This window comes from uncultured Altibacter sp., assembly GCF_963972995.1.
Classification (GTDB): Bacteria; Bacteroidota; Bacteroidia; order Flavobacteriales; family Flavobacteriaceae; genus Altibacter.
The window spans coordinates 1-16,045 of record NZ_CAXAXI010000022.1; the positions used below are offsets into that span (position 1 = coordinate 1).

Here is a 16,045-nt window from a genome sequence, read left to right on the forward strand (position 1 = left end):
ATGCATTGATCAAAGATGCTGAGAACACCTTAATTGTTTCCAGAAATGGAACGCTAGACACCTTGACAGTCACCCCAAATGAAGACGGGATTATTGGAATCAATAATTTTGGAAAAGAACTTCAAACGGGAGGCACCAAGCTTACCTATGGTCTGGGGGAAAGCATTACCCAAGGAACGGTATATGGATATAACATTCTCAAGGATTACGTGAAGCAGTTTAAATACGTCTTTACCAAAGAGGGAATCACACAAGTTGGAGGCTTTGGAGCGATTGGAAACTTATTTCCGGGGGAATGGAGTTGGTTGGCCTTTTGGCATACTACCGCTTTAATTTCGATCATTTTGGCTTTTATGAACGTGTTGCCTATTCCTGCGTTGGACGGAGGGCATGTGATGTTCCTGTTGTACGAAATGGTTAGTGGAAGAAAACCTAACGATAAGTTTATGGAGTATGCCCAAATGGTAGGCTTCTTCTTATTGATCGCATTAGTGCTTTTCGCCAATGGGAATGATATTTACCGCGCCATATTTGGAGGGTAAAAAAATATCAAATCTTTTTGCAGCCCTTAGAAAATAATTTATATTTGCATCCGCTAAAGCGAAAAATACCTTCCTCTTTAGCTCATCCCGATAGCTATCGGGAGGTTAGAGCAAAGAGATAAAAAGTTCTTAAAATATTGAAATGTATTATGTTTATATACTTTTCTCAAAAAAATTATCAAGTTTCTATATTGGAGAAACGAATACGGTTGAGGAAAGAATTACACAACACAATACAGGGTTTTATAAGGATGCTTATACTTCGAAAACAAATGATTGGCAATTATATTTATCAATTGAATGTTACAATAGAAGTCAGGCTAGAAGAATTGAAACCCATATAAAGAAAATGAAGAGTAAGAAGTATATTGAAAATTTAAAAATTTTTCCAGAACTTATTTCAAAACTCTTAGATAAATTTAGTTAACCTTCCTCTTTAGCTCAGTTGGTTAGAGCATCTGACTGTTAATCAGAGGGTCCTTGGTTCGAGCCCAAGAAGAGGAGCAAAATCCCAACCTAATTCAGGTTGGGATTTTTGTTTTATATTCCCACAAAATATCGCATCCTAACGTGTCTAAAGATTCATCTAATACTACGTCTGTAAAAAAAAGCAAGCTTCCCTTGTTCATTTCTCTAGGCATTTTTGTCGCATTGATCGCCTCCTATTTTTTCATCCCCGAAGCACAACAGTTTCTCGATGAAGCCTGGAATGTCCTTACCAGCGAAGATGAAGCGCGCATCAAGGAGTGGGTAGATGACTTCGGGTGGCTGGGTCCGGTGGTGTTGGTTCTCGCCATGATCGTACAAATGTTCCTTTTAGTGATCCCTTCTCTTGCACTAATGGTGGTTTCTATTTTAGCCTATGGCCCTATTTGGGGAAGTTTAATCGTGTACGCAGCTGTCTTTTCTGCTTCCACAGTGGGGTATGGCATCGGGCGGTATTTCGGACCTGTACTTGTAAGCAAATTGATAGGACCGAAAACCGAAGACAAAATAGAAGATTTTATAGACGACTACGGCTTTTGGGCTGTGATCGTCACGCGTTTCAACCCCTTATTATCCAACGACGCCATAAGTTTTGTCGCCGGCATTCTAAAAATGAACTACTGGAAATTTATAGGAGCCACGCTGTTGGGAATCACCCCGCTCACCATTTTTGTCGCCATTATGGGACGTAGTACCGATAGTTTGCAGAACGGACTCATCTGGGGATCGGTAGTAAGTTTAGTGCTCTTTGGCGGATATATTTGGTGGGATAAGAAGAAACGCAAAAAAGAATAACAACTTAGGAACTCTTCAGTGTTCTTAAATTCTTCAACATCACCTCGGTCATCTCTTCCAAACTAAAAGCGTGTGACCATCCCCAATCGTCTCTTGCTTCAGAGTCATCAATACTTTGCGGCCAAGAATCGGCTATAGCCTGCCGGAAGTCGGGTTCGTAAGAAATCTTGAAATCGGGTAAATGTTTCCGAATGCTTTCAGCGATCTCTTCAGGATTAAAACTAAAAGCCGCCAGATTATAGGCACTACGAATCTTTATCGCTTCGGCAGGAGCTTCCATGATCCCAACTGTAGCTTTAATCGCATCCTCCATATACATCATGGGCAATGTTGTGTCTTCTTTTAAAAAACACACATAATTTTTATGTTTCAATGCTTTGTGGTATATATCCACGGCATAATCAGTAGTACCTCCGCCCGGAGGTGCCGTATAACTTATTAGTCCCGGGTAGCGAATACTCCGCACATCGACCCCAAAACGCTTGTGATAATATTCACACCAACGCTCTCCTGTTTGTTTGCTTATCCCGTATACCGTGGAAGGCTCCATCACGGTTCGTTGAGGCGTGTCTGTTTTAGGGGGTGTAGGTCCAAACACCGCAATGCTGGAGGGCCAAAAGATCTTTTCAATTTTTTTATCGCGGGCTAAATTTAGAACATTAAAAAGAGAGTTCATGTTGAGATTCCATGCCTTCATGGGAAATTTCTCCGCCGTTGCAGAGAGCATGGCCGCCATAAGGTACACATCGGTGATTTCATGGCGTATCACTACATCTTGCACAGCGTCATAATCCATCGCATCCAAGATCTCAAAAGGTCCGTCGGCAAGCATGGCGGCATCACCTTCTACAATGTCGCTGGCGATCACTTTATGATTGCCGTAACGTTTTCGAAGAAATACGGTAAGTTCTGTTCCAATTTGTCCTGAAGCACCAATGATCAATATTCTCTTTTTCATGCTGAAATGTGATTTAAGCCGATAAATATAGGCATATTCCGAAGGTTTTCTTTTTAAAAAATAACTTTTGATTGGGAAAAGAACTGCTATATTTGTGCTCCTTTACCAAATGATAATGAAGCGTTTCCCCGTTTTTTTGAAGTTATTTATCCTTAGCGCACTGCTTTTTACGGCTTGTAATTCTGCTTCGGAAGGAGAAGAATTTCCGGAAAAATCGATTCAGAATTCATCTCAAGTGTACGGGGTAGAAAACTTTAATTTTCCGGTTTTAACCGATAAGGCGAGGTCCATTACCACACAATGGCCTGCTTTTGAAGATTTCGAATATGATATAAAGGCAATCAACGGGGCAAACCTAGAAAAACTGCGAGGGGCCAGTGAACAGCTGGTGATTTTTTCAGACTCCCTTCCTAAAACCATTCCGGATACCTTACATACAAATGGTATTCTCGCACGATTAACGGTGGTTCGTACCCGTGCCAAAATGCTTGACCAGCTTGTACATAGGACTATAGTAGATTCGGCTCAAACGGCACTTGCTATTCGTGAAATGAATGCTTCGGTGCGTAATTTGATCCTTCAGATCAACGAAAAATTTCAAAAGGATGCCATCGATCTGCAACGAAAAGATGATGAAGAAGAGGAATTGAAAAAACAAAAACGATTTTTAGATTCGGTCTATCAGGCAGAACTTAACGATAAAAATCAATAAAGTTGTAACAAAAAGACTAAAAAAAAGACATATCCTTCAACGGATTTTTGAAGGATGTATGCTTTCAGAAAAAAGTATTAAGAGTATATATACCCAACAGCAGGTATGACCACTAAATAAATATCTACAACGAATGAAAACAAACATTTTAACAACGGGCTTTGCAGCTGCCTTGATCGCTGTAGCCGTAAGTTCTTGTAAGGACAAGGATACGAACATGGCCAATGCCGAAAGCGAGCCGCGGGGGATCATCCTGGCAAATATGGACACCACGGTAAGCCCGAAAGACGATTTTTACAACTACGTGAATGGGAACTGGATGAAGGTAACTGAAATCCCGGATGATCAGGTACGGTGGGGAGGCTTTAATGTGCTTCGGAAAAAGACCGATAACGATGTATTGGCCCTTATCGATAAGGCTCAAAAGAGCGACAAATATGCGCCCGAGACCGACCAAGCCAAAGCTTTAATGATCTTTGAAACCGAATTGGATACGGTAGCGAGAAACGAAGCGGGGATCACACCCCTGCAACCGGCGCTGGACAAGATTGCTTCCATAAAGACCGTTGCCGATTTTCAGAAAGTTATGACCGAAAATGCAGCAGAGGTTTCTCAGCCCTTTTTTGGAATTGCAGCTTTTTCTAACCCCAACAATAGTGCGATCAATTCGGCCTATATCACTCCGGGTGGATTAGGATTGCCGGATCGCGATTACTATACCAACACCGACCCTAAATCGGTTGAAATCCGTGAGAAATATGTAGACCATATTACGCGGATGCTTCAATTCTTAGGTGATAATGAGGCTGAGGCCCGCAAACAGGCCGAGACCATTTTGGCCTTCGAAACCAAATTGGCAGTACCTCGTCTTGACAAAGTAGCGAGCCGTGATTTTAGAAATTTCAACAATCCGCGTTCCATGAGTGAAGTTCAAAAAATGGTACCTGCGATCCAATGGGAACAAGCTTTCAAGGACCTTGGAGTAACTAAAGAATTGGATACCGTAATCGTAATGCAGCCCGATTATATGAAAGTGGTTCAAAACACTTTTGGGCAAAAGGATATCGAAACCTGGAAAACAGTGATGCGTTGGCAAACCCTTAACGATGCAGCGGGTATGCTCACTACCGACATCGAACGTGCGAACTGGGAATTTTACAGTAAATATCTAAGCGGGGCCAAAAAGCAGCGCCCTGCAAACGAGCGTGCGTTAGCTACTGTAAACAATACAGTAGGCGAAGCTTTAGGAAAGTTATATGTGGATGAGATGTTTCCGCCGGAGGCCAAAGCCAAAGCAGAAACAATGATCGCGAACGTGATCGATGCGTTTAAGGACCGTGTGAATGCCCTTGATTGGATGAGCGACAGCACCAAAGTAAAAGCCATAGAAAAACTGGATAAATTCACGGTGAAGATTGGATATCCAGATAAGTGGAAGGATTATTCTACTATGGAGGTGAAACCCGGAAATACCTACTATGACAATATGGTAGCTGTAGCCCAATGGGGTCTTAAGGATAACCTTGACCGTATCGATGAACCTGTAGATCGTACCGAGTGGGGTATGTCTCCGCAAACTGTGAATGCGTATTTCAACCCATTCAACAATGAGATCGTATTTCCGGCCGCTATTTTACAACCGCCTTTCTACGATTATAAGGCCGATGAGGCTGTCAACTACGGAGGAATAGGAGCTGTGATTGGACATGAAATCTCTCACGCATTCGATGACAGCGGTTCTAGATTTGATGCCGATGGAAATTTGGTAAACTGGTGGACAGAGACCGATCTGGAGAATTTTACAGGACGTGTTAACAAATTGGCCGAACAGTACGACCGTATTGAAGTATTGGACAGTGTGTTTATAAACGGGAAGTTTACATCGGGAGAGAACATTGGAGACCTTGGCGGACTTCTAGGGGCGTATGACGGCTTACAGAAGTTCTATGCCAAGAACGGAAGACCGGGAAAGATCGATGGCTTTACACCTGAGCAACGCTTCTTTATGAGCTGGGCGACTGTTTGGCGTACCAAGCAGCGTGATGAAGCTCTTGAAACGCAAATTAAAACCGATCCGCATTCTCCGGGAATGTACCGTGCTACGCAGCCTTTAAAGAATATAGATGCATTCTATGAAGCATTTGATATTAAAGAAGGTGATGCAATGTACATCAAACCTGAAGACCGCGTGCGTATTTGGTAATTCAAGACAAAGCAAGAAAATATAGGACCCGTGAAAACGGGTCCTTTTTTATATACTGTGTTTAAATGTATACCGCAATCGATGTGGGACATTCACAGAATCTACTTGTTTGAAGATTTCTTGCGTTTCTTCTTCGGAAAAGTGGGGCGGCTCCAATTGCAATTCCTTTGCTTTCTGAATGTAATAGTCCTTTTTAGCAGGATGCTGTGGCGCAACGGCATTAAAAACATGACCGTAGGCTTCTTGTTTTATTATTTCTGAAAGGATCCCGATGCAGTCCTCCCTGTGTATCAGATTTACGGGAGCAGCGCCATCATTAAGATCTGTTCGCCCTGACAAGTACCGAACAGGCTGTCTGCTTCCACCCAAAAGACCCCCAAATCTAACAATGGAAGTCGAAAGGAATGGCGCATTAAAAAATAATTGCTCCACTTGAAAGAGTTGTCTGCCTGAATCGGTGGTGGGACGAGGCAGGTCTTTTTCCGTCACCGTACCTTGGCTATCATCATACACCGAAGTACTGCTTACCAAAACCACCTTTTCAACCTCCGAACGCTCTACTTCTTTTAGAAAATGACGCATTTTTAAAACATGATCGGCACCGGTATTTCTGCGCAAACCGGGAGGGATCATTATAAACAACACCTTGCACTCCTGTAACAATACCTGTACTTCACCTTGCACGCCACTTTCGGTAACCACTACGGGATAGACATCAAAGCCTCTGCTTTTCATTTCGGCTGCTTTTTCAGCTGTGGTCACAGAACCTTTTACGCGATAGCCCAACACTATAAGATGCTGTGCGAATGCTTGGCCTAGCCAGCCCATACCTGCGATAGCGATTGCATTATTCATTGGATGGCTGGATTTGATAAGATATCGAATCGACCTTTTTGACCGACAGCGAATCTATGTTAAAACTTTTTTTGACCACAATGGCATCTGTTGTCACGAATGGCTTCGGCATCATGTCTTTTGTACGCTTGTTGATACTAAATTGCGGATGCTCAAGTAGATCATAAGAATATTCTATGGCAGTAAATTCAACCGAAGGACTGTTTGAAACATACGATACCTCCAAAGGCTCGTTGTCGGCTAGAAAATAACGTATAAGTCCGTTATGATCTCGAGTTCCAAACGCATACCCTGTACTATCTGCCGTGACGTTCTTTCCGTTAAAAACCAATTTTTTAAAAAAGTGAGTGGAGTCCGCAAAAAGTAACAATTGATGTATTTTCCGCTTCGGAACTAGGGTAAACGACACATTGCGCTCGTTCCCGATACGTGTATCCTGCTTCAATTGGATCTCGAAAGAAGCAATGTCCTTTACAGGAGCTTCAGCCGCAAACGAATACCCCGTATTATATTTGCTTCCGGCTGCATTTGTGATATACGCTGAAGCTTCTTGAGGAGAATCTCCTAAATATCCCCTGGTCCAATCGTCCAATATCTGGTCGTAGGTGACCCAATATGCGGTGTTAGTATCGTCATTCTGGTAATAGACCAAACTATTCGGTTTTTGGCGTTCTTCAGAAAAACTACTTGAAAGATGGGCACTGATAAAAAATCCGGTGGCTACCACAAAGCATAGGATGGCGAGCAGCCTCTTTTTACGATAAAAATGGAATACCGGAAGGAGCAAACCAAAGGTTAAAACAGTAAACACACAGCTAATTACTAACATTTCGAGGCCCAGACCCACCGGGAAGAATTGTATGAGTGGAGAAAAAAAGAAGAGGGCCGGAGTCGCTAATAGTGTAAGCAACAGAAGATTGGGTTTTTCCTGTTTTATAAGCAACCAAAAGGAGATGAGTGCAAAATAGACGGGAATGATAAAATAAGCGGCACCTTTAAGGTATACGAATATTACCGTGTTGATGAGCAGCCATAATGTTAAGGGGGCCACAAATAGACTAGCGGCCTCCTCTTTTTTACCCCATTTCTTGTAAATACTAAATAATATTGCGAGGGATAGCAGTACGAAAAAGGCAATGTATGTGTGGCCGTTATACGTAAAGCCATGCTGTATCTCATTATAATGGGGGTAAAGCACTACTAATAGCTGCCAGCCAAAATATCCCAAGGTACCACAGCTAATGAGACCAACAAACAAGGCAATAAAGCCTCTTCCTATTGCTGCGCCGCTTATCATACCTTTCATCATTCCATAGAAGAATAATATGAAGAATCCTGCAATGGCGATCAATAGCATGCTTAAGATCCATGAAAACGGATAATGAATGAGTTTCACAAAAGGGAAATTGACATAGACGTGATCTTGATTTGACTTCAACGAAGTGAGATCTGCATCTGCGAAATAATGCAGCAAAGGCAAGAGATAGCTTCCCTGATGTTGGAGGGTATTCTCGTTTAAATTCTCAGCCGTATCATTAGCTGTATGATAGTCGAAATGATCATCGATAAAGGCAAAAAAGAAACTGTCGATGTCTCCGTCTTCGCGAAACACGGTAGAATCGGTATCATTGGGAAGCATCTTATAGATACTGTACATAAGTGAAGAAGCCACAGGGTATTCGGGATTGGCCTCCGCAAAAGCCTTTATCAAATTAGCATTCCCTTGATTGGTCTCCAAGATCATGTTGCTGGGTCCACCGCTGCCCCGGGCTTCAAAGTTAAGCACTAGGCTTACATCCTTTGCCCACGGGTGCTCTTTTACAAAAAGAACAGCCCCGTCCAACCCCAGCTCTTCACTGTCTGAGAACAATATGATAATATCATTTTTTGGAGTTGCCCCACCGGCGAGATATGCTCGTAAACTTTCGAGTATGGTGACAACCCCACTGCCGGCGTCACTTGCTCCGTAGGATGGCACTTTGGCGCTGTCGTAATGAGATAGCAACAAAAGCGCCTTTCCGGAACTGGAGCCGGGAATCCTTGCAAGGATATTAGTTGGTTTTACAAGGCTTTTATTGCCCGTTTGTACTACAAAACCCGATTGCTCCTCTACCTGCAGCCCTAGTGTGCGCAATTGATCGATGAGGTATGATCGTACACGCACGTGCTCTGCAGAGCCCAAATAATGTGGTGCTTTACTAATTTCTTTAAGCGGTTCCATGGCCCGTTCTGTCGAGAATTCTGTTTCAGAAATTGTAGCAGGAGTACCACTACGAGGCATTAAACTGTAAAAGCTAAAATAGACAAGACCAAGAATGAGGAGCAGGGAGATTACGGCACTGAATTTTTTCATCGGTGGAGTTTTGGTTGTATTAAAAGTACGATTTTAAGCCAAGTTACCTACCTTTCAGAAACATTTCAAAAGAAATTGTAGCAAAATCATTATCTTAGAACGGCATAAATAATAAGGGTATGGGAATTAAAAGTTTTATGGGCCGCCGCGCCAAACCTAAAAAGGGAAGCAGTGAGAATATCACGGTGTCCGACTATATGAGCCGGAATCTAACTACATTTAGAGAAGATCAATCGGTGTTGGAGGTTATGGAAACACTTATTAAGAAAAAGATTTCCGGAGGGCCCGTGGTGAACGCTAAAAATGAATTGGTCGGGATAATTTCGGAAGGAGATTGTATGAAGCAGATTAGTGAGAGTCGTTACTACAACCATCCTATGGAAGACGTAAGGGTCAAGGAACACATGGCGAAGAATGTTGAAACAATAGATGGCAATATGAACGTTTTTGACGCTGCCAATAAATTTTTGGAATCCCGTCACAGGCGATTTCCTATCGTGGAGAACGGCAAACTTGTAGGGCTAATAAGTCAGAAAGACGTATTAAAAGCAGCACTAAAACTAAAAGGGCAGACCTGGAAGTAAGGGATGCAACCAAACTCAGTGTACGCTACAATGAGCTATTGGGTTATCGCAATGAGGAATTTTAAAGCTTTTCTTCAAATTCAGGGCAGTCCAGCCTAATGGTGGACGGGCTTAGCTCCTTTCGAAGGAGATTACAATAATCTCGGTTTGAAGAAGAATCGTAAAATCTACACGCATAGCACATGCGTTGAACGGTAAGGATGCCGCTATTATTCAATTGGCTGATTAAAGACGCTAAGGTTGTAAAGAGTTCCTCAAGTTCTGCAGATTCTTTTTTTGTAAAGAATTCCTGTAGTGGCTTAGCAAAATGTTCTGTTTCTTCTACATAGGATTGACCAAGTGCTGTGAGTTCTACAAAATAACTTCTATTATCACTCGATGAGAAATTCTTCTGAAGTAGTCCCTTTGCATTAAGAACGCGAACGGCATCACTCACCGTGGGCTTGGTGACATTAAATTCTTTGGCCAAATAGCTAACGTTGCACAGTTCCGGCTTGTGATAAGCGATAAAGATAAGGAGTTGGATTTGAATCGGACTTACTTTTAATTGTTTCGCTTGCTCCCATAATAATTTCTTGAATGTTTCAGAGATACGTTCAAGACCCGCAATGACCTTTTTAGAAAGATCATCGTTTTGATACTTGGGATTAAAAGGGCTATTGCTCATAAAAAAACCTGTCGAAGGACTATTCGACAGGCAAAGTTAGCATTCCTAATTAAATAATTGGTGAATTAGGCTTTTACATCTTCAATGGATGCACCATAATTGATGTGAAGCACATTTCCATTAGGGGTCACCAACGCAGGTACAGATTTCACACCGGCACGTTCAGCGTCGGAAATACGGGACCGATCCTCACCAATGTGGACTACTTCAACATGGTTTTTGCCAATTAAATTGAGAATGTCGTGTTCTGCGCTAACGCATACGGGACAACCGGCATGATAAAAAACAGATTTACGCATGATTTGAAATTTTAAGTTATTGCAAGATCGCATACAAATATAGTAAGGAATCCTAACAATACCATATTTTATATATCTTTTTTGAAATTTTCACCTCATCAATGAAATTTATTGGGACACTTCATTCTTTACCAATAGGTAATAGTCATTGTCCAAGGCCAGATAGCCCTGATCGTAGAGATAGTAGTACACAGATCCGGTCTTTGTGGTGTAGATGCTTGTAAAATAGTCGAAACTAAATCCCAGTCGCAACAATCTTTCTTTGGTGACCTTGGTCTTGTCTTTGACATTGAGTTTCTCGAGGATACGGTAATTCTTTCGAAGGCGGTTGTTGATCGTTCGAACCAGATTCTTGCTGTCCTTATTTAATGAATTGTTATGCGCATTTCTACACGCATCACTGCAAAATTTCTTATCGGCGCGACCAATGATATTAGTGCCGCATTCGGGACAGGTTCTATCCATACTTAATAATCGATATGACCCCAGTTCTCTCCCGATTTAATTCGGTAGAGCTGCATCTCGGAGATCCCGAATTGCTTTGCAATAAGACGCATACGGGTCTTACGGTTAGGATCAAAAATTTTACGTTTTATCATTCGTACTTTTCCGGGACTTAATTTCGAATATTTGGGATTCAATTGTGCCTTCTTTTTAGCTTTTATCACCAATGGATTTTTCTTGTTGTGCGCCGCCAGCTCCATCTTATCGACATACGCCAGATTTGAAGGTAGGTTATTCCTTTTATCGTAATCCTTATGAATCACATAGGGCTTCTCTTCTTCTTCCAAAAAAAGCGCTGCCACCGCACGATGAACATATACCAAATCGGTCTTACCGCTCTTCTTCATTACCGAAAATACTTCGTACCCTCCTAAAACATAAGGTTTTAAAAGCTTTCCGTCAGGGTCGAATTTAAATTTTAGGACACGTCCATGATTTGATATTTTGTAAATTTCATTGGGTCTCCAGAAAGGCTTTATGTAATCCTTCCAGACTTCATTCTTTAAATTAATTAACATTACGGAGGGGAGTTTACCCAAAGATAAGAAATTGAAATTACTTTAAAATCAATTGTCGTTGGGTGCCTGCTTGTTGTTATTTTCTTCTGAAACTATCGAAAAACGATAGATGGCTTCGAACTTTAAGAAAAACCCTCCGTTTAGATCGGGGTTTAGCTGAGTGCGATCGTCGCCAAAACTGAAGGCCGAAAGCCCCAGATCGATGGTCTCTCCATCCGGGTATACTTCAAAATTGTTGCTGGAATAGCCAAATTTCGCGCGAAGCAGTACCTGTTTCTGAAGGGTGATAAATTGTACATAACTCGCAAACTCCAAAGAACTGAGATCCACATAGGCTTGAGAGGTTTCTGCATCGCCATACAATCGGAAGCTTCGTCCTATCCCGAAATAATCCAATCCTACCGAAACCGTATCGAAACTATAACTAATATCGGCAGCAATAGGGAGGGACATGTCCATTTCAAACTTTTTATTGGGGCTCAAATAATACCAACCCACAATAGGCGTGGTAAAGAGTCCAAATGCTTCAGAAGTAGCGTAGAGGCCAAAGCGATATTTTAAATGTTCGGTCTTTTGATATTTCAGTAAAGCGAGTCCACCAAAGTAGAAGTCGTCTCCTTTTATCTGTTCATAATCCGATGCGATCTTCGGAAGCAACACTATGGTGCTGCTCCATAAATCATTATACGTAGAGGCTAATCCTATTTTGAGGGTACTGCTGTATAAGGAAGCAAAATTGTTTCCATCTACACCAAAGTAGATGATATCCGAATCGGTTTTAGGATATAGCTGCAAATTGTTGCGGCTAAAGGCAACGCCTGTAATAAAAGCATGTTTGTCATTGAGAACGACCGGAAGGGTGATATCGGCCTCAAACGATTTTACAAAGGTGTTCCCTGCAGCGTCTACGTAGGTATTGTTGAAGGTCTGCCCATATCCGATGCGAAGTAGATCCACATATTCCTGAGCATGAAGGGAGAGGGGAAACAGAAGGGCAATTAGAAAGTATTTTTTCACAAAAAGCTCGTTAACGACTTAAAGATATACTTTTTTACAAAACCGTAACATTCATGTTCTAAAATGAGATAGTCTATTTCTTTAAAATTCCGTAATTTCGCAGCCTGTCTGGAAAAGGTGACAAATTTTATTGAAGCAGCAACGTTTATGAGCACAAAATTTAAAGAATACAAAGGATTAGACCTTCCCAAACTGGGTGAAGAGGTACTGGATTTTTGGAAACGTGAGAACATTTTCGAAAAGAGTATTTCTATTCGCGAAGGGGCCAAACCTTTTGTGTTCTTTGAAGGACCGCCCTCCGCAAACGGACTTCCGGGAATCCATCACGTCATGGCGCGTGCCATTAAGGATATCTTTTGCAGGTATAAAACACAAAAGGGATATAGAGTAGACCGAAAGGCCGGTTGGGATACACACGGACTCCCCATTGAATTAGGTGTAGAGAAGGAGCTGGGAATCACCAAAGAGGACATAGGCAAGAAAATCTCTGTAGAAGCGTATAATGAAGCCTGTAGAAAGGCTGTGATGCGATATACCGATGTATGGAACAAAGTAACCGAAAAGTACGGATACTGGGTAGATATGGAGGATCCCTATATTACGTACAAGTCCAAGTACATGGAAACCGTCTGGTGGTTGTTGAAACAGATCTACGACAAAGGGCTTCTATATAAAGGATATACCATTCAACCGTATTCTCCCAAAGCAGGTACCGGTCTTAGTTCACACGAGCTCAATCAGCCCGGGACCTATCAAGATGTAACCGATACTACCGTAGTGGCACAGTTTAAAGCCGTTCCGGAGACCTTACCCAATTTTCTTGCGGAGGTTTCTAACAATATTTGGTTCTTGGCGTGGACGACCACACCTTGGACCTTGCCCAGCAATACGGCCCTAACTGTAGGCCCTAAAATAGATTACGTATTGGTACAGACCTTCAATCAGTACACGTTCCTGCCTATCAATGTTGTGTTGGCCAAAAGTTTAGTCGCTAAACAGTTTGGGAATAAGTACGAAGAAAAGCCTAATCGAGAGGTCTTGGAAAGTTACAAACAAGGTGATAAATTGATCCCTTATTTCATTGCAGCAGAGTTCAAGGGGATCGATCTTGTTGGGATTCGTTACGAACAACTTCTGGATTTTGCACAACCGTACCATACCCCCGAAAATGCATTTCGCGTGATCCCCGGCGATTTCGTCACCACCGAAGATGGTACCGGAATTGTACACACGGCACCTACTTTTGGTGCAGACGATGCCAAGGTTGCAAAAGAAGCAACACCCGAAGTTCCACCACTCTTAGTGAAAGACGAGAACGGATCACTTGTTCCTCTTGTCGATTTACAGGGGAAATTCCGTCCGGAGATGGGCGAGTTTGCCGGCAAGTACGTTAAAAATGAATATTATAACGATGAGGACATCCCGGAAAAGAGCGTCGATGTAGAATTGGCCATTAAGCTCAAGATCGACAACAAAGCTTTTCACGTTGAGAAATATACGCACAGTTACCCTAACTGTTGGCGTACCGATAAACCTATCCTTTACTATCCGCTGGATTCATGGTTTATTAAAGTGACCGAGTTCAGGGATCGCATGTTCCAACTCAATGAAAAGATCAACTGGAAGCCTAAAGCAACGGGAGAAGGTCGTTTTGGGAATTGGCTTGCCAACGCAAACGACTGGAACCTGTCCCGCTCACGGTATTGGGGGATCCCGTTGCCGTTATGGCGCACCGAAGACGGTAAAGAAGAGAAGATCATCGGTAGTGTGGAGGAATTGAAAGCCGAAATGAAGAAAGCCGTGGATGCCGGAGTAATGAAAGAAGATATCTTTAAAGAATTTGTGGTAGGGGATTTCTCTGAAGCAAATTACGAAAAGGTAGATCTTCATAAAAATATTGTCGATGGGATCGTTTTGGTTTCTGAAAGTGGTCTGCCCATGAAGCGCGAAGCCGATCTGATCGATGTTTGGTTCGACAGTGGAAGCATGCCGTACGCACAATGGCACTACCCATTTGAGAATAAAGAAAAAGTGGAGGAAATCTGGCGCAAAGCCGATTTCATCGCGGAAGGTGTCGATCAAACCCGAGGATGGTTCTACACACTCCACGCGATCGCCACAATGATCTTTGACGATGTAGCTTATAAGAATGTGGTTTCAAACGGCCTTGTGCTGGATAAGAACGGCCAAAAGATGTCTAAACGCCTTGGAAATGCTGTTGATCCTTTTGAAACCCTGGATACGTATGGGCCGGACGCCACACGATGGTACATGATAAGCAATGCCAATCCGTGGGACAATCTTAAATTTGACAGCGACGGAATTTCGGAGGTGCGTAATAAATTCTTCGGAACGCTGTATAACACCTACAGTTTCTTCAGTTTATACGCCAATTTAGATCGGTTTAGTTATTCCGAAGCAGATATTGCTATGGAACAACGACCGGAGATCGACCGCTGGATACTTTCAGAATTGAACACATTGGTGCAACGTGTGGATGAATACTACGCCGACTTTGAGCCCACCAAAGCAACGCGGGCCATTAGTGAGTTCGTGCAAGAAAACTTGAGCAATTGGTATGTGCGCCTTAGCCGAAGACGTTTCTGGAAAGGGAGCTATGGAGAAGATAAGATTTCTGCGTACCAAACTTTATATACCTGTTTGGTCACCGTAGCGCAATTAGGAGCTCCCGTAGCACCGTTTTTTATGGACCGTCTATACAAAGATCTTACTGCCGGAATTACAGCAAACGGAGAAGAATCTGTACATTTAAGTAACTTTCCGACGGCAAATGCGTCCTATATAGACCGTGCGCTGGAACACAAAATGCAGCAGGCACAAACAATATCATCTTTGGTCTTATCGTTACGACAGCGCGAAAAGATCAAAGTACGACAACCGTTACAGAAGATCATGATTCCGGTTTTGAATGAAGCCTCCAGAAGTGAGATCGAGGCAGTTTCAGACCTTATAAAGTCGGAAGTGAATGTCAAAGAGATCGAATTGATCGATGAGGGTTCCGGTATTTTGGTAAAAGAGATAAAACCCGATTTCAAGAAATTGGGGCCTCGTTTTGGTGCCGATATGAAAATGGTAGCACAGGCGATCACCAATTTTGGTCAGGAGGAAATATTAATCTTAGAAAAAGAAGGAGTAATATCACTTTCTGTTAACGAAAAAAATATTACATTGACCCTCGATGACGTAGTGATACGATCTCAGGATATAGAAGGATGGTTGGTAGCAAATGCCAATGGAATTACCGTAGCATTAGACGTCACCATCACCCCGGATCTTAGAAATGAAGGAATTGCCAGAGAATTGGTTAACCGTATTCAGAACATGCGAAAAGATTCTGGTTTTGAAGTGACGGACAGGGTGGACGTAACCCTTCAGAAAGAAAAACAATTAGAGACTGCGGTAACGCAGAATTTAGAGTATATTAAACAAGAAACCTTGACCGAGGTATTGCAATTTGAAGACGAGATAAGCAACGGGACAGAAATTGCTTTTGACGATATCGCAACCCGGTTACGAATTAAAAAACATTAA

15 protein-coding genes and 1 tRNA gene are annotated in these 16,045 nt (G+C 42.4%); 8 read left to right on the forward strand and 8 right to left on the reverse strand.

Annotated features, from left to right (window positions below):
* From AACZ11_RS09735 to AACZ11_RS09750, 4 genes are all read left to right on the forward strand, one after another.
* A partial coding sequence (locus tag AACZ11_RS09735; RefSeq protein WP_290626043.1) for a M50 family metallopeptidase occupies positions 1 to 542 on the forward strand: 542 nt, incomplete at its 5' end.
* A 142-nt stretch (positions 543 to 684) separates the two neighbouring features.
* A complete protein-coding gene (locus tag AACZ11_RS09740; RefSeq protein ID WP_290626045.1) occupies positions 685 to 969 on the forward strand; it encodes a GIY-YIG nuclease family protein in 285 nt (94 codons plus the stop codon).
* 3 nt (positions 970 to 972) lie between these two features.
* Positions 973 to 1,046 (forward strand) — tRNA-Asn (locus AACZ11_RS09745).
* A gap of 66 nt (positions 1,047 to 1,112) precedes the next feature.
* Positions 1,113 to 1,823, forward strand: coding sequence for a TVP38/TMEM64 family protein (locus AACZ11_RS09750; protein ID WP_290626047.1), 711 nt, complete (start codon positions 1,113 to 1,115; stop codon positions 1,821 to 1,823).
* A 4-nt stretch (positions 1,824 to 1,827) separates the two neighbouring features.
* Here the strand turns inward: AACZ11_RS09750 and AACZ11_RS09755 are convergent, their stop codons facing one another.
* Complete coding sequence (locus AACZ11_RS09755; protein WP_290626049.1) at positions 1,828 to 2,781, reverse strand: NAD-dependent epimerase/dehydratase family protein; 954 nt, start codon at positions 2,779 to 2,781, stop codon at positions 1,828 to 1,830.
* A 136-nt stretch (positions 2,782 to 2,917) separates the two neighbouring features.
* On the opposite strand from AACZ11_RS09755, the gene AACZ11_RS09760 reads away from it, so the two are divergent.
* Together AACZ11_RS09760 and AACZ11_RS09765 are read left to right on the forward strand one after the other, a co-directional pair.
* Complete coding sequence (locus AACZ11_RS09760) at positions 2,918 to 3,493, forward strand: hypothetical protein (RefSeq protein WP_339832304.1); 576 nt, start codon at positions 2,918 to 2,920, stop codon at positions 3,491 to 3,493.
* Between the two features lie 133 nt (positions 3,494 to 3,626).
* Complete coding sequence (locus AACZ11_RS09765) at positions 3,627 to 5,696, forward strand: M13 family metallopeptidase (RefSeq protein ID WP_290626053.1); 2,070 nt, start codon at positions 3,627 to 3,629, stop codon at positions 5,694 to 5,696.
* Positions 5,697 to 5,744: 48 nt separating this feature from the next.
* Here the strand turns inward: AACZ11_RS09765 and AACZ11_RS09770 are convergent, their stop codons facing one another.
* Together AACZ11_RS09770 and AACZ11_RS09775 are read right to left on the reverse strand one after the other, a co-directional pair.
* Positions 5,745 to 6,551, reverse strand: a complete 807-nt coding sequence (locus AACZ11_RS09770) for an NAD(P)H-binding protein (RefSeq protein WP_290626055.1) — start codon at positions 6,549 to 6,551, stop codon at positions 5,745 to 5,747.
* Positions 6,544 to 8,904, reverse strand: a complete 2,361-nt coding sequence (locus tag AACZ11_RS09775; protein ID WP_290626057.1) for a M28 family peptidase — start codon at positions 8,902 to 8,904, stop codon at positions 6,544 to 6,546. Before AACZ11_RS09775 ends, AACZ11_RS09770 begins: the two co-directional genes overlap by 8 nt.
* Before the next feature lie 119 nt (positions 8,905 to 9,023).
* On the opposite strand from AACZ11_RS09775, the gene AACZ11_RS09780 reads away from it, so the two are divergent.
* Entirely contained in the window at positions 9,024 to 9,488 is a 465-nt protein-coding gene (locus AACZ11_RS09780; RefSeq protein ID WP_290626059.1) for a CBS domain-containing protein, read from the forward strand.
* Positions 9,489 to 9,549: 61 nt separating this feature from the next.
* Here AACZ11_RS09780 and AACZ11_RS09785 read toward each other — a convergent pair whose 3' ends face one another.
* The 5 genes from AACZ11_RS09785 to AACZ11_RS09805 all read right to left on the reverse strand — a co-directional run bounded on the left by AACZ11_RS09785 (position 9,550) and on the right by AACZ11_RS09805 (position 12,493).
* Positions 9,550 to 10,155 carry a MarR family winged helix-turn-helix transcriptional regulator gene (locus tag AACZ11_RS09785; RefSeq protein WP_290626061.1) on the reverse strand — a complete coding sequence of 202 codons (606 nt, stop codon included), beginning with the start codon at positions 10,153 to 10,155 and terminating at the stop codon, positions 9,550 to 9,552.
* Between the two features lie 65 nt (positions 10,156 to 10,220).
* Positions 10,221 to 10,454, reverse strand: coding sequence for a thioredoxin family protein (locus tag AACZ11_RS09790; RefSeq protein ID WP_290626067.1), 234 nt, complete (start codon positions 10,452 to 10,454; stop codon positions 10,221 to 10,223).
* Between the two features lie 108 nt (positions 10,455 to 10,562).
* The gene (locus tag AACZ11_RS09795) at positions 10,563 to 10,919 is read right to left on the reverse strand and encodes a hypothetical protein (protein ID WP_290626069.1); all 357 of its coding nucleotides are present in this window, start codon (positions 10,917 to 10,919) and stop codon (positions 10,563 to 10,565) included.
* 2 nt (positions 10,920 to 10,921) lie between these two features.
* The gene (locus AACZ11_RS09800) at positions 10,922 to 11,476 is read right to left on the reverse strand and encodes an HNH endonuclease (protein ID WP_290626071.1); all 555 of its coding nucleotides are present in this window, start codon (positions 11,474 to 11,476) and stop codon (positions 10,922 to 10,924) included.
* Positions 11,477 to 11,524: 48 nt separating this feature from the next.
* Complete coding sequence (locus tag AACZ11_RS09805) at positions 11,525 to 12,493, reverse strand: DUF6268 family outer membrane beta-barrel protein (protein ID WP_290626073.1); 969 nt, start codon at positions 12,491 to 12,493, stop codon at positions 11,525 to 11,527.
* A gap of 147 nt (positions 12,494 to 12,640) precedes the next feature.
* Between AACZ11_RS09805 and ileS the strand changes: the two genes are divergently transcribed.
* Positions 12,641 to 16,045, forward strand: coding sequence for an isoleucine--tRNA ligase (gene ileS / locus AACZ11_RS09810; protein WP_339832312.1), 3,405 nt, complete (start codon positions 12,641 to 12,643; stop codon positions 16,043 to 16,045).